The sequence below is a fragment of the Faecalibacterium intestinale genome (genome assembly GCF_040096575.1).
GTDB lineage: Bacteria > Bacillota > Clostridia > Oscillospirales > Ruminococcaceae > Faecalibacterium > Faecalibacterium intestinale.
This window is the reverse complement of the sequence record NZ_JBBMEN010000001.1, coordinates 109,817-127,671: the sequence shown is the minus strand read 5'-3', so window position 1 is coordinate 127,671 and position 17,855 is coordinate 109,817. Positions and strand designations below refer to the sequence as shown.

19 protein-coding genes are annotated in these 17,855 nt (G+C 58.2%); 4 read left to right on the top strand and 15 right to left on the bottom strand.

All coding sequences use genetic code 11. The features are described from left to right. Positions 1–37: 37 nt before the first annotated feature. The 6 genes from mltG to WMO20_RS00520 form a co-directional block, all read right to left on the bottom strand. The gene (mltG, locus tag WMO20_RS00545) at positions 38–1,174 is read right to left on the bottom strand and encodes an endolytic transglycosylase MltG (protein ID WP_349185506.1); all 1,137 of its coding nucleotides are present in this window, start codon (positions 1,172–1,174) and stop codon (positions 38–40) included. 16 nt (positions 1,175–1,190) lie between these two features. Continuing rightward, on the bottom strand, positions 1,191–2,003 hold the full coding sequence (locus WMO20_RS00540; RefSeq protein WP_349185505.1) for a hypothetical protein: 813 nt from the start codon (positions 2,001–2,003) through the stop codon (positions 1,191–1,193). Positions 2,004–2,038: 35 nt separating this feature from the next. Then, positions 2,039–2,710 carry a dTMP kinase gene (locus tag WMO20_RS00535; RefSeq protein ID WP_349185504.1) on the bottom strand — a complete coding sequence of 224 codons (672 nt, stop codon included), beginning with the start codon at positions 2,708–2,710 and terminating at the stop codon, positions 2,039–2,041. Next, complete coding sequence (gene thyX, locus WMO20_RS00530) at positions 2,707–3,486, bottom strand: FAD-dependent thymidylate synthase (RefSeq protein WP_349185503.1); 780 nt, start codon at positions 3,484–3,486, stop codon at positions 2,707–2,709. The genes WMO20_RS00535 and thyX overlap by 4 nt, the downstream gene beginning before the upstream one ends. Positions 3,487–3,490: 4 nt before the next feature. Further along, complete coding sequence (locus WMO20_RS00525; RefSeq protein WP_349185502.1) at positions 3,491–6,169, bottom strand: ATP-dependent helicase; 2,679 nt, start codon at positions 6,167–6,169, stop codon at positions 3,491–3,493. Between the two features lie 83 nt (positions 6,170–6,252). Beyond that, positions 6,253–6,795 carry a GNAT family N-acetyltransferase gene (locus WMO20_RS00520; RefSeq protein ID WP_349185501.1) on the bottom strand — a complete coding sequence of 181 codons (543 nt, stop codon included), beginning with the start codon at positions 6,793–6,795 and terminating at the stop codon, positions 6,253–6,255. A 175-nt stretch (positions 6,796–6,970) separates the two neighbouring features. Here WMO20_RS00520 and WMO20_RS00515 point away from each other — a divergent pair, with 175 nt between their 5' ends. Genes WMO20_RS00515 through WMO20_RS00505 form a run of 3 tightly spaced genes read left to right on the top strand, consistent with a single transcriptional unit; the run spans position 6,971 to position 9,124 of the window. Continuing rightward, positions 6,971–7,726, top strand: a complete 756-nt coding sequence (locus WMO20_RS00515; RefSeq protein WP_112089835.1) for a GntR family transcriptional regulator — start codon at positions 6,971–6,973, stop codon at positions 7,724–7,726. A 17-nt stretch (positions 7,727–7,743) separates the two neighbouring features. Beyond that, positions 7,744–8,685 carry an aspartate carbamoyltransferase gene (gene pyrB, locus WMO20_RS00510; protein ID WP_349185500.1) on the top strand — a complete coding sequence of 314 codons (942 nt, stop codon included), beginning with the start codon at positions 7,744–7,746 and terminating at the stop codon, positions 8,683–8,685. 1 nt (position 8,686) lies between these two features. Continuing rightward, positions 8,687–9,124: an aspartate carbamoyltransferase regulatory subunit gene (locus WMO20_RS00505; protein ID WP_005926098.1), complete on the top strand. Its 438-nt coding sequence runs from the start codon at positions 8,687–8,689 to the stop codon at positions 9,122–9,124. 701 nt (positions 9,125–9,825) lie between these two features. Here the strand turns inward: WMO20_RS00505 and WMO20_RS00500 are convergent. The 9 genes from WMO20_RS00500 to WMO20_RS00460 form a co-directional block, all read right to left on the bottom strand. Continuing rightward, the gene (locus WMO20_RS00500; RefSeq protein WP_349185499.1) at positions 9,826–11,118 is read right to left on the bottom strand and encodes a sensor histidine kinase; all 1,293 of its coding nucleotides are present in this window, start codon (positions 11,116–11,118) and stop codon (positions 9,826–9,828) included. Further along, positions 11,111–11,833, bottom strand: coding sequence for a LytR/AlgR family response regulator transcription factor (locus WMO20_RS00495; protein WP_349185498.1), 723 nt, complete (start codon positions 11,831–11,833; stop codon positions 11,111–11,113). Before WMO20_RS00495 ends, WMO20_RS00500 begins: the two co-directional genes overlap by 8 nt. Positions 11,834–11,959: 126 nt before the next feature. After that, complete coding sequence (locus WMO20_RS00490; protein ID WP_349185497.1) at positions 11,960–13,330, bottom strand: sodium-dependent transporter; 1,371 nt, start codon at positions 13,328–13,330, stop codon at positions 11,960–11,962. A gap of 14 nt (positions 13,331–13,344) precedes the next feature. Continuing rightward, positions 13,345–14,172: a pseudouridine synthase gene (locus WMO20_RS00485; protein WP_097780193.1), complete on the bottom strand. Its 828-nt coding sequence runs from the start codon at positions 14,170–14,172 to the stop codon at positions 13,345–13,347. Positions 14,173–14,302: 130 nt separating this feature from the next. Next, positions 14,303–14,707 (bottom strand): GerW family sporulation protein, encoded by a 405-nt coding sequence (ytfJ, locus tag WMO20_RS00480; protein ID WP_097780192.1) that lies wholly within the window; start codon positions 14,705–14,707, stop codon positions 14,303–14,305. 78 nt (positions 14,708–14,785) lie between these two features. Beyond that, positions 14,786–15,514, bottom strand: a complete 729-nt coding sequence (locus tag WMO20_RS00475) for a DUF2953 domain-containing protein (protein ID WP_349185496.1) — start codon at positions 15,512–15,514, stop codon at positions 14,786–14,788. 3 nt (positions 15,515–15,517) lie between these two features. After that, positions 15,518–16,063, bottom strand: coding sequence for an SMC-Scp complex subunit ScpB (gene scpB, locus WMO20_RS00470; RefSeq protein WP_005926122.1), 546 nt, complete (start codon positions 16,061–16,063; stop codon positions 15,518–15,520). Next, entirely contained in the window at positions 16,060–16,782 is a 723-nt protein-coding gene (locus WMO20_RS00465; RefSeq protein WP_349185495.1) for a segregation and condensation protein A, read from the bottom strand. The genes scpB and WMO20_RS00465 overlap by 4 nt, the downstream gene beginning before the upstream one ends. Next, a complete protein-coding gene (locus tag WMO20_RS00460; protein ID WP_112089828.1) occupies positions 16,783–17,457 on the bottom strand; it encodes a site-2 protease family protein in 675 nt (224 codons plus the stop codon). 193 nt (positions 17,458–17,650) lie between these two features. Between WMO20_RS00460 and rpmB the strand changes: the two genes are divergently transcribed. Next, positions 17,651–17,839 carry a 50S ribosomal protein L28 gene (rpmB, locus tag WMO20_RS00455; RefSeq protein WP_080545321.1) on the top strand — a complete coding sequence of 63 codons (189 nt, stop codon included), beginning with the start codon at positions 17,651–17,653 and terminating at the stop codon, positions 17,837–17,839. Positions 17,840–17,855: the final 16 nt, after the last annotated feature.

The following is a 17,855-nucleotide window of genomic DNA, read 5'->3' as shown; positions in this document are numbered from 1 at the left end:
GCCGCTGCACCGTGTTTTTTAGTGCAGCGGCCTTTCCTCAGTTTTTCAGGCTTTTGTTCACAGCTGCGGCAGTTTTGCAGTTTGCGTTATGCTCTGCCAGCGTGTGGGCGTAGTAGTAATTGCCCTTGAGGTCGGTCACAAAGAAGTAAGCGTCCTTGGCTTCCTCATCGGGCTGCGGCTCCAGCGCCGCTTTGATGGCGGCAAGGCCGGGGTTCGAGATGGGGCCAGCGGGCAGGCCGGTGCAGCTGTAAGTGTCGTAGGCTGCAAGGATATTTTCCGGGATATCGTCCCAGCCGCCGTAGTAGGGCGCGACCCAGTTCCAGAGATAGTTGTTGTCGGCGTCGCTCTGGATATGGCTGGAGGTGTTGCTTTGCAGCCGGGGATAGGGCGAGCCCTCCGCCAGACGGTTGCGGAACACCTGCGCCACGTTGGAGTCCTGACTGTTGCCCGCTTCCTCCTGCACAAAGGAGGAAAGAGTGACAAGCTCCGACAGGGTCATTCCCTGCTCCTTGAGGGCTGCGTACATTCCCTCAGTGAACTGCGCATCGAACTGGGCGTAGAAAGTAGCCACATAGTTGTGCACCGTATCGCCCTTCAAAAACTCGTAGGTCTCCGGGAAAAGATAGCCCTCACACTTCATGAAGCGGTTTGGAGCATCTTTATCCTCCGGGACATACTGCCAGAAGGTATATGCGCTGAAATCGCCCTCGTTGGCTTCCTTTAAAAACTCCTCGGCGGTGCACAGACCAGCGGCTTCCATCTTCTGGGCAATAGCAATAGCCGTTGTACCCTCCGGGATAGTCACCCGCACTGTTTCTGCCTTGGCGTACTGGGAAAGGGTGCTGATAAGTGCATCGTAGGAGCTGCCAGTGGTCAGCTCAAAATCGCCGTATTGCAGCTTTGCGGCAGCACCCTTTTCCCCCACATACCAGCGGAACAGGTAGGCAGAGCGGATGACGCCTGCGTCCTTCAGCTTGTTGGCGATCGTGGCTACGCCGCTGCCCTGCTGAATGCTTACGGTGACCGCCGTGCCGGGCTTACTGCTGCCGTGGATCTCGCTGCGGGCAAACAGCACCGCTGCGCCCGCGGCCAGTAGAAGCAGCAGAAGCACCACCAGCAGAATTTTGCCTGCACCGCCCTTTTTGCGGGCTGCGTGTGTATCGTTGTGTGCCATACGCACCTTCCTTTTTTCAGTTTTCCAGCATCAGACGCAGATAGCTTTCGCTCACGTCAAAAGGCTCTGCGTCAAAGCGGATCATGCCGTATTCCTGCCGGGTGCCCTCGCCCAGAAACAGCGGCTGGGCAGCGCCTACCGTAATGACTGCCTTTTCCACAATGACTTCCTTCTCGCGGGCGGCTTCCATCAGGATCTCGGCGGCGCGGTCGCTGTCGGCCATCATCTCCACAAAATACAGGGTATCCTCCTTGCGGAAGTAGATGCCGTAGCCATGTTCGTTGGACACGATGGTAGCGCCCCGGGCGTACAGCTCCTGCAACACCACCGCCATGCGTTCCGGGCTCAGCTGCACGGTATCCTTCCAGAATTGCTCCCGCAGCTCACACAGCTTTTTGGCCGTCACCGTGTCAAATTCCGCCTGGCTCCACAGGTTGCGGCTCACCTCGCGGGGCAGGCAGCGCAGAGCAAAGGCCTGCGCAAAGCCCTTATCCTGCAGCAGAGCGGCCTGTGCTGCATCTGCCGGGACTGCCACCGTAAAGCCTGCGCCCCGCAGCTTTTGCTGGGCGCACAGGGTATCCAGCAGACCCGCCAGCAGCAGGCTGCCCTCGCCGCACAGGCAGAGGTAATTGCCCACCCGCCCCTGCAGAGTGACCGGCACAGCCAGCGCAGCTGCCACGATGGTGTCGTTTTCATCGGCTACATAAATGTTCTGCACACCGGCAAAGCGTTCCAGTACCATTTTTGCAAAATCTTCGGTATCATGATGCTGGCTCTGCCACAAAGCCAGCACTGCCGTCTCGTCGGACGGCTGCATCAGACGATACATCGTTCAGGATGCCCCCTCTTATCATATTTTATCGTTCAGCCCAGTGTTTTCCGGGCAAGCTGCTGTACCTCTTGCTGGATTTCTTCAATGCTGCGCATTGCGTCCCCGCTGGTGCAATGCACGGTGTCCCAGCCAAGATGCCGGGCGCAGAACTCAGCAGCGGCGCGGCTGCGCGCCAGATAAGCCGTATCTTTTTCGTGCACGTCCTTTTTGCTCTCGTCGCCGTGGTAGCGCTGGGTCATCAGCCGCTGGCTGACCGCCGGGTCTACCTGCAAATAGATGACCCTGTCCGGTACGGGCAGACCCAGCAGCCGGAACTCGTAATCGAACAGCCAGTGCAGATATTCCTCCCACTGCTTCTGCGGAAGCTTCGAGCACTGGTGCACCGCATTGGAGGTGGTGTACCGGTCGGCGATGATCACACCGCCCTGCTCATAGAAGCTGCCCCAGCTGGTTTTATAGCTGGCATAGCGGTCCACCGCGTAAAAGCTGGAAGCCGCGTAGGCGTTTACATCGTCCGGGTGCTGGCCGAACTGCCCCGCCAGATACATCTTGACCAGCGCGCTGGAATCACTTGCATAATCCGGGAAGGTGATCTTCTGCACAGGTACACCCTGCGCGGCAAGATGCTCTGCCAGCAGCTTTGCCTGGGTAGCCTTGCCGCTGCCATCCAGCCCTTCCAGTACGATCAGTTTGCCTTTGCTCATACGACGGCACCTTCTTTAATGGCAGCATATTTTGCGCGCACCTCAGCGGTCTTACCGCAGCACATCTTGCCCTCCGGGCAGGGGCCGCACAGACAGGCAGGGCCGGCCTTGGCAAAGATATGGGGTGCTACCGGGTAAACCAGCGTGAACATCTTTTCAGCCAGTTCCCGGATCTCCCACTGGGCACGGTTGCAGCAGCGCAGCTGGAAGAAGTTCATCAGGCTGCGGGCGTTCATAGTGACCACCATTTTTGTCTCGCAGGCGTTGGGCAGCACAAAGCGGGCGTCCTCGTTGGCCTGTTTAGAAGCCTTGGCGCGTGCCTGCTTTTCCGGCATCCCCTCGGCCATCAGGCGGGCGGTGTGCCCCTCCTCCAGCTTATGGGCAAGGTCGAGGTAGCGCTTTGCATCCTCTTCCATGCTGGCAAGGAAAGCGGCTTTTGCTTCCGGGATGGCTTCGATCTCCGGGGGCGTCACATAGCGGAAATCATCCAGACGCACATAGCGCTGGCTCTGCACGCTGAAGGACGCGATGCGGTGCCGGGTGATCTGGGCAAGCAGGGTGCGGCTGACCCCCTCGATGCCAAAGGTAAAGCTGGCGTGCTCGATGGGGCTGGCATGGCCAAGGTCACTGAGCATGGTCAGGAATTTTGCAGTTTTTTCCTCGTCCAGCCCATCCAGAAGGTCGGTGATGTGGGCGTCGGAGTAGCAGAGCTTTGCAGCAGCAGCCACCACCTTTTCCGGTTCCGGGGTGTGGGCGATCAAACGAACAGTCATCATAGGGTCATTCTTCCTCCGTAATCTTGGTCAGGGGCGCAAAATTGGCCATCGTTTTCTTGATGCCCACTTTTTCAAAGTTGATCTCCACGATCTGATCCCCGGCAGCAGGCTTTACCTTCAGCACCGTGCCGCGGCCGAACACCTTGTGCTCCACGATATCGCCCGGTTCATAGTGCTTTGCGTCGAAAGCCACCGATTTTACGGCAGAATTTGCTGTAAAGGCTGTTTGCTTTACAGTATTTTTCGTCGCATTTCCGCTGGAATATCCAGAACCAAATCCGCCGCTTCTGGTAGTCGGCTGAGTGGAGCTGTTGCCATGGTGACTGCCAAAACCGGAAGAAGTGGTGCTTCTTCCGCCGTAAGAGGAGCCAAAGCCACGGCTTTCACCGGCGTTATATTCCCGGTTCAGGTAGCCGCTGCGGTTGCCCGAGCTGTAACCCGAGCCATAACCGCCGCCGTAGCTGCTGCGGCTGTAACCGGAGGGGCCGGAGTAGCCGGATGCCCCGCCGGGCACAGTATCGCTGTAACTACTGCCCCAACCGCCCATGCGGGAACGCTGTTCCAGCACCGGGCTGCGGGTCTCCTCGATATATTCCGGCTCGATCTCCCGCAGAAAGCGGCTGGGTTCGTTGCGCTGGGTGCGGCCGTACAGCATCCGCGTAACGCTGTTGGAGATGTACAGTTCCTTTTTGGCGCGGGTGATACCGACGTAAGCAAGACGGCGCTCTTCTTCCAGATCTGCTTCGGAGTACTTGCTCATCTCGCTGGGGAAAACGCCCTCCTCCATGCCGATGAGGAACACATAAGGGAACTCCAGACCCTTGGCAGAGTGGATGGTCATCAGCACCACCTGATCGCTGCTTTCGTTGTAGCTGTCGATATCACTGATGAGGGCGATATCCTCCAGATAGCCTTCCAGTGTGGCTTCCTCGCCGTGCTGATCGCAGTAGTTTTTGACGTTGTTTACCAGCTGGCCAAGGTTCTGCAGACGGTCGGCGGCATCCTCGTGCCCCTTGGCGGCGTCTGCTTCCAGCATGGCCTTGTAGCCGGTCAGTTCAATGACATCGGAAGCGAACTCATCCAGCGTGCGGGTGGCAAGGGAATCCTGCAGGCGCTGATAGATCTGCCAGAACTTGAGCAGCGGCATGACCGCGCGGGAGAGCTTGGCGTACTGGTCGGCATGGCTGATAACATCCAGCATACTGACCCCCTGCTGCCCGGCAAGGTCTGCAATGACGTCAACGGTGGTGGCACCGATCTTGCGGGCGGGCTCGTTGATGATGCGGCGCAGCCGCACATCGTCCCGGGGGTTGGCCACGATGGACATATAGGAGTGGATGTCCTTGACCTCCTTGCGGTCGTTGAAGCGCTGCCCGCCCACGATCTTATGCGGGATGCCCGCGCGGGTGAAATAGCTTTCAATAGGGGCAGACTGGGCGTTCATGCGGTAGAGGATGGCATGGTCTGCCAGATTCCCGCCCGCCTTCAGGTGCTGACCGATAACGTCCGCGATATGGCTGGCCTCGTCCTGCTCGTTCTCGGCGGTATACACCTGCACCTTATCGCCCTCGCCGTTGTCCGTCCACAGGGTCTTGCCCTTGCGCTCGGTGTTGTGCTGGATGACGCAGTTGGCTGCGTTGAGGATGTTGGAGGTGGAGCGGTAGTTCTGCTCCAGACGGATGGTCTTGGTGCCGGGGTAGAGCTTTTCAAAGTTGAGGATATTTTCAATGGTAGCGCCGCGGAAACGGTAGATGCTCTGGTCGTCATCGCCCACCACGCAGATGTTGCGCTCCGGCCCGGTGAGCAGACTGACCAGACGGAACTGCGCCACGCTGGTGTCCTGATACTCGTCCACCAGCAGGTAGCGGTACTTGTTCTGGTAGAACTCCCGCACGTCCGGGTGGTCGGCCAGCAGCTGCACGGTCTGGTAGATGAGGTCGTCAAAATCGAACGCACCGGCCTCTTTCAGCTTTTTCTCGTAGGCTGCGTAGATGCGGGCGGTCTGGGTGCTCTTCACGTCTCTGGCGTGGTCTGCAAGGGCCTGTTCCGGGCTGACCAGCTGATCCTTCCAGCGGCTCATCTGGTTGATGGCGGCCTTGATGGGCAGGAATTTATCATCGATGCTCAGTTCTTTATACACCGTTTTCATCACGCGCTGGGCATCGTCGGTGTCGTAGATGGTAAAGCTGCGGGGGTAGCCGATCTCCTCTGCCCAGCGGCGCAGGATGCGCACACAGGCCGAGTGGAAGGTGGAGGCAAACACCTCGTCCCCTTCCTCGCTGCCCAGCATCCGGCGCAGACGCTCCTTCAACTCCCCTGCCGCCTTGTTGGTAAAGGTAATGGCCATCACGTTCCAGCTGCGCACCGCGTTGCGGCGCAGCATCCCGTCCAGCCAGCTGGGGGCATCGGTACCGGTCATGATGGCGGTGCGCAGGGCTTTGACGTCCTCCTCGGTCACCGGGCGGGGTGTTTCTTTGGAGCCGTGCGCCGAACCGAACCGGATGAGGTTTGCAATGCGGTTGACCAGCACGGTGGTCTTGCCGCTGCCGGCACCGGCAAGGATGAGCAGCGGGCCATCCGTGGTAAACACAGCCTGCCGCTGCATATCGTTCAGGCGGCCGAATTGCTTTTCAATGTAAGTATCACGCAGGGTGCAGAATTCCTGCCCGAGAGATGCTGCCATGGTTTCACCTGTTTCCTTCGCTGTTATTCATACCGTATAGTATAACACATTTCGAAAAGGTTGTACACCAAAACTGCATGGAGTTACAGCTGCTTTTCCAGCAGATAGCGGTCGTAGCCGCCGTACATCTCCCGGCGGCAGCGGATGACGAAGCCGCCGGCCTGTGCGTTGCGCAGGCTGTAGCTGTTATCCGGGCTGACGGTAGCGCCCAGATGGGTGATCTGCGGCGGCAGCAGCGGCAGGGCTGCTTCCAGCATGGCGCGCTGCAGGCCGTTGCCCCGCCAGTCCGGGTGCACTACCGCGCTGTCTGCGTTCGCCCAGTGCTGCCACTGGCTTTGCGGCACGCCCAGAAAGGCGGCGTAGTTTTCACTGCTCTGCCCGCACAGGCGCAGGATGAGGTACGCGCCCAGCCGCCGTTGCTGCCATGCGCCGATACATATCCCGGTGCGCAGATAGCCGGTGATGTTTTCCAGTGTGTCCGGCACGAACTGCTCCGGGTGCGGCATGGCGGCGCGCACTTCGTTTTGCAGCGCGAACACCGCCGATGCCTCGGCGGGGGTGCAGCGCCGCAGGGTAACAGCCTGCCGGGCGGGCTTGCCGCATACTTTTTGCAGAAAATAGTCCATCTGTACTATGCCCTCCAAAATAAAATCGTACTTTTCAGCAGATTCCAGTATAAATGACGCTTTTCTAAATGTCAAATTATGCTATAATAGGAGAGAAGGGGCTGTGGAGGGATCCTCCCTGCCCGTTTGTATGAAGTTCGGGGCGGCTTGCCGCCCGGAAACGGAGGAACCATCCATGAAAGATCCCGCACTGGCATCGTCCAGCCGCTTGGGCGGCGCTGTGATCAGCGACCGCGTTGTTGCAAGCCTGCTGGAGGAGCTGTCCAACGGGCGCTATGCCCAAGCCGACCGCCTGCCCGCCGAGGTAGACCTTGCCACCGAGCTGGGGGTGAGCCGCACCGTGATCCGTGACGCGCTGAGCGAGATGGAGCGCGCCGGTTATGTGGAACGGGTGCGCGGCATTGGCACGGTGGTGAACCGCGCTGTGCTGGGACTGCGCAGCCGCTTGGACCAGAAGCTGGAGTACTACCCTTTGATCCGCAGCTTTGGCAGCTACCCCCATGCCGACGGCATTCAGGTGATGCTTCTTCGTGCAGGCGAGGAGATGGCGCACGCGCTGGCGCTGGAAGTCGGTGACGAGGTGATCTGCATCAAAAAGCGTATCCTTGCCGATACGACCCCGGTGATCTATTCCATCGACTACCTGCCCCGCAGCCTGTTCGGCAACCGGGACTACACCCGCATCGACCTGACCGGCGACATCTTTGAGATCTTAGAGCAGGAGTGCCACCAGCAGATCTCTTCCAACGTGGCGCACCTGAAGGCCAGCTGCGGCGATGAAGCCATCCGCGCAGCCATGCGGCTTGCCCCGGGCGAGGCCATGCTGCTGCTGGACGAAGTATGTTTCAATCGTTTGTGTAAGCCGGTGATGCGCTCGCTGAGCTACTACACGAACTTTTTTGATTTTTCCATTTTACGCAAACTGCTTTAAACGGAGGTATCCTATCTATGCGTCATCTGATCGACCCCTTGGATCTTACCCAGCAGGAGATCACACAGCTGCTTGATCTTGCCGACCATATCTGCGCCGACCCCGCCGCCTATCAGGAGGTGGCCAACCACAAAAAGCTGGCTACCTTGTTCTACGAGCCCTCCACCCGCACCCGGCTGTCCTTTGAAGCGGCCATGCTGAACTTAGGCGGCCATGTACTGGGCTTTCCCAGCGAGAACGTGTCCAGCGCCACCAAGGGCGAGAGCGTGGCCGACACCATCCGGGTGGTGTCCTGCTATGCCGATATCGTTGCCATGCGCCACCCAAAGGAGGGCGCACCGCTGCGTGCTTCCCGCTACTCCCGCATTCCGGTGATCAACGCCGGTGACGGCGGCCACCAGCACCCCACCCAGACCCTGACCGACCTGATGACCATTCGCCGCCGCATGGGCAGGCTGGATGATCTGACCATTGGTCTGTGCGGCGATCTGAAGTTCGGCCGCACCGTCCACTCCCTGCTCAAGACCATGGCACGCTGCAAGAACGTCCGCTTTGTGCTGATCAGCCCGGAGGAACTGCGGGTGCCGGATTATATCATCAACGACGTGCTGGAGGCCAACGGCATCCCCTACAAGGAGACCCGCAGTCTGGAGGAATCCATGCCGGAGCTGGATATCCTGTATATGACCCGCGTGCAGAAGGAGCGCTTCTTCAACGAGGAGGACTATATCCGCCTGAAGAACAGCTATGTGCTGACCCGCGAAAAGATGGCACAGGCCAAGCCCACCATGGCGGTGCTGCACCCCCTGCCCCGTGTGAACGAGATCGCGCTGGACGTGGACGACGACCCGCGCGCCGCTTATTTTGAGCAGGTGCAGAACGGCGTTTACGTCCGCATGGCACTGATCATGACCCTGCTGGGGCTTGCAGACCCCAAAGCACCGAAGGAGGAGAACTGATATGTTGAATATTGACGAGATTCAGAACGGTATTGTCATCGACCACATCAAGGCAGGCACTGCCGTTGGTCTGATGGATCTGCTGGGCATTGCGGGCAACCGCACTGCCAGTGTGGCGCTGATCCAGAACGCACGCAGCAAAAAAACGGCCAGCGGCCGCAAGGATATCATCAAGGTGGAGGGCGACGCTTCGTGGCTGAACCTGGATGTGCTGGCTTATCTGGACCCGAACATCAGCGTGACCATTATTGAGAACGGCAAGGCTGTCCGCAAGGAGCAGCCCAAGCCGCCCAAGCGTCTGGTGAACATCGTGCGGTGCAAGAACCCCCGCTGCATCTCCAGCATTGAAGAGGAGTGCGACCAGATCTTTGAGCTGAGTTCCAACGGCAAGTACCGCTGTATCTACTGCGAGCAGGAGCTGCAGGTAAAGCCGGAGTAACTGCATTTTTGCCCGAAGCAAAACGATTTCAAATGCGCTCCGCTTCGCTCTGCGCATAGTTCAAGGAATTGCATTTTAATTTTGCAGCTCAGCCAAGCCTGCGGGCTTGGCTGAGCTGCTTTTTCACAGGAGGGACGCAAAGGAAAACGGCAGCTGCCGCGCCAAAAAAGCATTCCATCATCGAAAGCTTTTTCATTCGTTGGCTTATAGAGTCAAAGTTTTTCTTTGAGGAAATCGGCAGAGCGCTGTGATGACTGAGAGGGTCGAGTATACAAAAAGGACTGCTATACTGGGCAAAACCCATGTAGAGCAGTCCTTTTTTGCACAAAAGAGAGCTGACGGAACTCTTTGCAGCGCACGATACCCCGACCTGCCTACGCCATTCCCATACAGCAAGCAGAGCCGGAATTGCGACGCATCGAGTAACTTTATCGACTGCAACCCCCAAAAGGCCCGCCGCAGAAAGTCCCGTCAGCAGAGGTCTGCGCATCTATGCGCAACCCAAAAAGCAAAGGTAGACAGCCCGCTTACACGCACCGCAGACTGTTTTTCCATCCAGCAACAAAGCTCTTAAAAAGAAGGGTATTTCCCTCCCACCGCAACGTGACAATGTCCGCACGGAAGGCTTCCTTTACTGGCTTTAGTATAGCAGAGTTACGCTTGTGTTGCACAAAAACTGTCATATTCTGACGGTGCAGATGTCATGAATTGTCGGTGGGCACCGCACAGGTAAAGCGGAACCAATTGTCCCGGCAGCTCAGGGTATACTCCGCACCGTGACGCAGCAGAACATCCCGCACGTTGGAAAGCCCCATGCCGTGGCCGGGCTCTTTGCGGGTGGTGCGGGGCAGCTGCCCATCCGGCGGCAGCTCCACGTCCCGCTGCACCCGGTTGCGCACCGAGAGAAGGTATTCCTCCCCCGTTTTGCGCACCCGCACATACACCTCCGGTGGGTACGCCTGCGCTGCGGCACAGATGGCGTTATCCAGCAGATTTGCCAGCACGGTGACCATATCCACCCCGCTTAAGGGAAAATTCCGCAAATCACAAAGGTCAAAATACACGCTTACGCCCTGCCGGGTGGCTTCCTCGTATTTGCGGGTCAGGATGGAATCCAGCAGCGGGTTGTGGGTATCCATAATGGTGGTGCTGGCCGCCACAGCCTTATCTACGCCGGCAATATAGTTCTGTGCACCAGCCACATCTCCCTGCTCCAGCAAGGCACGCAGCGCACTGATGTGGTTGGTGAACTCATGGGTCAGACGGCGCTGGGCGGTGTAGGAATCCAGCAGAGCCGAGGCCCGCTGCTGCTCCAGCTCGGCCTGAAAATACAGGCTGCGCCGCTGCATGACCTGATCATTGAACATCGCCACGATGCACAGATGCACCATGACAGCCACCGTAAGCCCCACTGTCATCCCCATTGTGGCCATGGTGGCCCTTTTGTTGTTATCTGTGAGCATGAGCAGGATGTTCAGCACCACGACCACACCCGGAAAAAAGCTCATGGTCAGCGCCTGCAAGGGCTCCAGCGCATTGCGCCTGCGCCACTTGCCTACCAAAAAGGCCACAGCTGCGCCCACCACCATATTTGCCACCGCTATGATAATCAGACAGTCTGCGCGTTGGATGACCTGCTGCAGTTCACACTTCAGGATCCACGATATGACATACCGCATACTGTTTTCGACCAACAGGCACATGGTACCGTTGATCAGGCAGGCAGTAAACTTTTGCCCCGGCGTGCCGCCAAATAGCATGACGGTGATGAACAGAAAAAGAAGTGTGAGAGCCACTGCCATCGGCGTAAAAAAACCATAGTTGTGCACGACCGAAAGGGTCATCGTAAGCATGGTTATAACACCGGACCACACCAGAGGGTGCTTTACCTTGCCCTTGCCAAGGTAAGCATATTCCACCATGATAAAGCCGAGCCATTGGGTCAGGCAGACCCAGTGGCCGTACATATACCAGCGCCAGAATTCTTCATTCATCGCCGAACTGCCCCTTCCATTCCAGCCATGCGCTGCGGATAGCTGCAAAATCCTGTCGGCTTGCGTTCAGTTCTACCCCGCTGCGCAGCTCCACCTTATAGTTGCGGATGGAGCGCACATATTGCAGGTTGACCACATCACTGCGCCCCACCTGCAAAAAGCCGTTTTCGTACAGCATGGCGGGCAGGTCTGCAATTTTGCCGTAAAAGGTGCAGATGGGCTGGTGCGGGATATCGCCGTAGACATTGATCTGCCGCAGATCACTTTCCAGATAATAGATCTGGTCGAGAGGTATCTCGCTGGTAGTGCGGTTGTGGCGTACCTCCAGCGTCTTTTTAGGGTCGGTCATGCCGGCAAAGATATCCTCCAGACAGCTGGGCAGCTGAGCGGCAATATCCCGCTTGAGTAGGTAACGGTAGGCATTGACCGTGTAGCCCTGCGGGGCAAATTCCAGATAAGCCGAGATGTACACCAGCACGATATCCGGCGCGACCTGCCGCAATTGGCGCCCCAGTGCAATACCGTCGGTGGTTTTCAGGTCTACATCCAGAAACGCCAGCTGGTAGCGTTCCAGCTCCGGGGTAGCCAGCAGCTGCTCGCCGCTGGTGCAGACAGTGCTCTGCACCTGGATCTCCCGTGCGCGGAACCATTCCGAGATATACTCGTCCATCTGCGCAGCAAAGACCGCATCATCGTCACAGACCAGAATGTGCATGGGGGTATTTCCTCCTTCTGAATACAAAAAAGCATATAGCAGTGTCCCCCGCCGGGAGAAGCACCCTATATGCTTTTATATTACACTTGTTCCGCCCGTTCGTCAATCAAAGACAGAGCAGACGTCTTATGCTAGGAATTTGTCGTAGAGTCCAAACGCAAAGATGAACACTACGATAAGCGGCAGCACATAGGTCAGGTAGCCGCGCATCCAGTCCTGCACCTTGAGACCCTCGCCGGTGTTGACCTCTTTTTTGTAGTTCTGCCAGCCCCAGCCGTAGCGGGTGACGCAGAACAGCAGATATACCAAGCTGCCCAGCGGCAGGAACAGGTTGCTGACCAGAAAATCCTCCACATCCAGCACAGCGCCGCCGAACACCGCAAAGCCATCCCATGCCCACAGGTTATAGCCCAGCACACAGGGCATGGACAGCAGGATGATGAGCACAAGGTTCACCAGACTGGACTTTTTGCGGCTGCAACCGGTCAGTTCCATGCCGCAGCAGATGATATTTTCGAACACTGCCAGCACGGTGGACATGGCTGCAAAGGCCATGAACAAAAAGAACAGGCTGCCCCACAGCCGACCCATGGACATATTAGCAAAGATGTTAGGCAGGGTGATAAAGATCAGGCTGGGACCGCTGGTCTGGTCCACATGGTAGGTAAAGCAGGCCGGGAAAATGATCAGACCAGCGGTGATAGCTACGAAGGTATCCAGCACCACGATACGGACAGACTCGCCCAGCAGGGAGTGCTCCTTGCCGATATAGCTGCCGAAGATGGACATGGCACCGATGCCAAGGCTGAGGGTGAAGAAGGCCTGATTCATAGCGGAGACCAGCGTGTTGACCACGCCCACTTCCTGCATCCGGGTAAAGTCCGGCACAAGGAAGAAAGAAAGCCCTTCCTTTGCCCCGGGCATGAACAGGCTGTTGACAGCCAGCACCACCATAATGAGGAGCAGGGCAATCATCATGCCCTTGGTCACACGCTCCAGACCGCTTTGCAGCCCCTTAGCGCACACCAGAATGCCCACTACCACCACGAATACCATCCAGAAGGTCATGGTGGCGGGGCTGGCCAGCATTTCGGTAAACTTACCAGCTACCTGCTCTGCGTTGAGCCCTGCCAGCTTGCCGGCGGCAGTCATGTAGAAATAGTGCAGCATCCAGCCCGCTACGGTGGTGTAGAACATCATCAGCAGGTAGCAGCCGATGAGGGTAAAGTAGCCGTGGATGTGCCACTTCTGCCCCGGCTTTTCCAGCGCCTGATACGCCCGCACCGGGCTTTTGCGGGAGGCGCGTCCCACGGCAAACTCCATGGTCATGATGGGCAGACCCAGAATGACCAGAAAGATCAGGTAGAACAGTACAAAAGCACCGCCGCCGCCCTGACCGGCGATATACGGGAACTTCCACACATTGCCGATGCCGATGGCGCAGCCTGCGGAAAGCAAAATAAAGCCAAGACGGGATTTCAGAGTTTCTCGTTCCATGATCCGATAACTCCTTACTTCTGCTTCCGGGGTGCGTTTTTACCCACAGGGCCGCGGGGACGGCGCTCGGCAGCCTTGGACTGCTGGACAGCACTGCGGGTCTGTGCACGGCCCTTGACGGCTGCGGCGCGCAGACCGTTCACCTCGGCCTTGGTCAGCTCGCGGTAGGTGCCGGGCTTGAGCATGCCCAGCTTTACCACGCCTTCTGCGTTGCGCTTCAGGCGCACCACCTCAAGACCCACGCTCTCGCACATCCGGCGGATCTCGCGGTTCTTGCCCTCTTTCAGGGTCATTTCCATCACGGTGCGGCCGGGCTCATCAGTGACCACGTTGATGGCACAGGGCATAGTCTTGGTACCGTCATCCAGCACGACGCCGCTGCTCAGCTTGAGGATGGTGGCTTCATCGGCGCGGGGCTGCACGGTAACGCGGTACAGCTTGGAGATGCCGCCGGACGGATGGGTGACAGCCTGCGCAAAGGCACCATCGTTGGTCATCAGCAGCAAACCCTCGCTGTCCTTATCCAGACGCCCCACCGGGTACAGACGGGCGGGGATGTCGCTGACTAGGTCCATCACGGTCTTGCGGCCCAGTTCATCGCTGGCGGTGGTCACATAGCCACGGGGCTTGTACAGCGCCAGATAATACAGCTGCTGGTTCTTTTGGATGTAGATGCGCTCGTCATCCACATGGAGCACGTCACGGTTGGGGTCCATTTTGTCGCCCACCTTTACCGGGTGGCCGTTCACCTTGACGCGGCCCTCAGCAATGATCTGCTCGGCGGCGCGGCGGGAGCACAGACCCTGCTCGGCCATGATCTTCTGAATACGTTCTTCTGCCATAATATTACTCCTTGTGCGCCTCACGGCGCTCAAAACGCGCACCGCTCCCCTGCTTTTGCAGGGCACGGTGCGCGGCTATATAAACCGCAGACCAAAAGGTCTGCGGCTGCGGCTTGATTTGTATAAAGGGTTACTCTGCCTTGGGCTCCTCTGCGGGTGCCTTATCGTCCTTTTTGACCAGAGCGGTAAGCTTTTCCACCAGCTCGGGCAGCATGGTCAGGGCGCGATCAATGCTGTTGGAGCTATCCGACAGCTGGATGGTGCGCACACAGCCATCCTTGATGACCAGAAATGCCACCGGCTGGATGTTGACACCGGCACCGGAGCCGCCGCCGAACAGATCCTTGTTGGCAGCGTTCTTTCCGTTAAAATCGGTGCCGCCGGAAGCGAAACCAAAGCTCACCTTGGACACCGGCAGGATGGTGATGCCATCCTCGGTGGTGATGGGCTTGCCGATAATGGTGTTGGAGTCCACCATCTGGTGGATCTTTTCCATCGTAACATTCATCAGGCCCTGAATAGGATGCTCTGCCATAAAACAACTCTCCTTTATTCATCCGTGCAGGCACTCGCCCGCCGGAAAGCATTCTGATATAGATTTAGTGTATCATCTTCAAATAAAAATGTCCAATACTTTTTTGCGCCAGAACTCGTAAAGCACCCGCACAGCGGCAATGACGATGAACAGCGCCTGCGCACTGACCCGGAAGGACACTCTATCCTGCACAGTGGGCTGGGCGCTGCCAAAGTCCGGCAGAACGCGCAGCTGGTCAAATTCCAGAAAGAAACAGTGATCCAACACGCCAAGGGTCGGGTAAAGCCACGCCTGCAGCTTGCCGTAATTGCGGGCAGCTGCGGCGGGGTCGTCCCCGCGCACGCCAAGGCAGACCGAGATCTTTGTAAAACGGATGGTGCCAAACACCGCCCGCAGCAGCGTACCTGCGCCCCGCAGCATAGTGCAGATCACATCCAGCGTGAGCTTTGCCTTTTTGCGGGGCGGCTTTTCGGCTTTAGGCTTTGCGGGCTGCGCAGCCTTTTTTTCAGCCTTTTTGTGCTTGCGCTCTGCACGCCATGCGCGGAATTTTGCTTTCAGCCTGCCGGTAAAGCCCTTTGGTTCTTCCGGCTGGGCGGGAGGTTCCGGCTTTGGGTATTGGAACACCGGGAAGGTAATGCCCAGTGCCCCGGCTTTTACGGTAAGCGTATCGTTTTGCCAGCAGACATCCGCACAGAAGGGGCACAGCAGCAACAGCGCCGCCAGCACCAACAAAATCAGCAGCAGGATGCCCACCGCCTTGAGGATGAACAGCAGACAAGCGCCCACTGCGGAAAGAACCATGCCCATGGGTCAGCCCTCACTTTCGGTCGGATCATCTGCCGGTGCATCGCTGTGCACCGGCGGCAGGTCTGCCAGACTGGACAGACCGAACACACGCAAAAATGTATCGGTGGTGCGGAAGCTGACCGGACGACCCGGCAGGTCCAGACGTCCGGCTTCTTCGATCAGCCCCTTTTCCAGCAGACCGGACACGCTGGAGGAGGAATCTACGCCGCGCACCTGCTCAATAAAAGCGCGGGACACCGGCTGGTTATAGGCGATGACGGTCAAAGTCTCCATGGCCGCAGGGCCAAGCGGTACGGCGCGGCGGCTGTCCAGCACGCGGCGCACACAGTCTGCCCACTGGGTCTTGGTGGCCAGCTGCCACCGGGTATTCAGATGCAGCAGACACAGGCCGCTGTCCTCCCGCTGATAGCGGGTGTGCAGGGTCTCCAGCGCAGCATCCACGCTGGACTGGGGCAGCTGCACTGCCTGTGCCAGCTTATCGGCCCCTATGGGATCGCCGCAGGCAAAAAGCATGGCCTCCACGGCGGCAAGGATTTGTTTCTGGTTCATGGGTTCTCCTTATTGCGTTCCGGGCGGGTGCGGCGCATGGTCAGTTCTCCCCGGTCATCCAACGCGATGCGTCCGCCGCGCACCAGCTCCAGCAGCGCCAGAAAGGTGGCTACGTTGGTGCTGCGGCTCTGGCTGCGGGAAAACAGCTGCTCCATTTTTGCCACGGTGCCGCCCAGCATCCGGCGCAGGATGTACACCACCCGGCTGGTGACCGATACCATGGGCGCGGTGACCAGCGGCTCGAACTGCTGCTGGGTGGGCACGCGGCGGGTTTTAGTGCGGCCTGCCAGTGCCTGCCAGTAGTCGGCCAGTATCTGCGGGGCGTGGTGCAGCGCGTAGGTGTTGTCCAGCTCCATCTCCATGGGACGGCGCACGAATACCGGGGCAGCTTCCCCTTTTGCGCGCAGCAGAGCCGCCATGTGGCGGCACTGGTCGTACTCGATGAGCTGACCGGTGAGTTCCTGTTTCATGCGCTCACCCTCTTCGCTGCGGGGCAGCAGCAGAAAGCTTTTCATCTCCACCAGATGCGCCGCCATCTCAATGAAGGCACTGGCAGTCTCGGGGTCGGGGTCGGCCTGCTCCACGGTACGGGTGTACTGGTCGATGAGCTGCAAAATGGGGATGTTGTGCAGATCCATCTTATGCTTGGCCACCAGCGCCAGCAATAATTCCAGCGGGCCGTCAAAATCTTCCAGATGGAAGGTCAATTCCTCTGCCACTCAGATCACCGCCCCAAGGCTGCTGGCGTAAACGGCGTAGGCGATTTTATCGATATACCCGGTGCCCGCACCCAAAAGCGACCACACCGCGTTGTTCAGGTAGTACAGCGGCACATCCAGAAAGCCGCCCCAAACCGCCGCCAGCATAACGATCATGATATATTTTTCGTACCGCATCAGGCCAAAATAGATGCGCTGCGGCAGCACCACCAGCAAAATGCGGCTGCCGTCCAGCGGCGGCACGGGGATCAGGTTGAACACCGCAAGGCTCACGTTCATCAGCACCAGATACCGCAAAAACATGGCAATGTAGATGGTGGCATTATTGACCGGTGCCCAGTAGTACATCACCTTCCATGCCACCATGCCAAGGTAAGCCAGCACAAGGTTTGCCACAGGGCCTGCCAGCGCCGTAAGCGCCATGCCCCACTTGGGGTTTTTGAAGTTGCGGGGATTGGTGGACACAGGCTTTGCCCAGCCCACGCCCGCAAACACCATGCATAAGGTGCCCAGCAGGTCAAAGTGGGCAAATGGATTCAGCGAAAGCCGCCCCTCGCGTTTGGCGGTGGCATCGCCCAGCAGCCATGCTGCCAGCGCATGGCCGGCTTCGTGGAACGGGATGGCCACCAGCGCCACCAGTGCGCGGATGATATAATAGGTTGCCTGTGCGGTCATGTAAATCTCCTGTCAAAATGAATTTCTTCTTTTATAATACTATTTTTTTGTGCCCTGCACAAGCCCCACTGCGCCGGGAATACAAAAAGCTGCAGGAAATTTAAAAAAAGGCTTGCTTTTTCTCTGCATCTCTGGTAGAATAGTCAAGCTGATTATTTTGATTCCATACTTCACTGTAGGAGGTGCAATTACCATGGCTAAGTGTGAATGCTGCGGCAAGGGTGTTACCTTTGGTATCAAGGTCTCTCACTCTCATCGCCGTTCCAACCGTACCTGGAAGCCGAATGTCCGTCGTGTCAAGGCGGTCGTGGAGGGCTCTCCCAAGTATGTCTACGCATGCTCCCGTTGCCTGCGCGCTGGCAAAGTTACCCGCGCTGTCTAATTTGGTGTATGTGGCC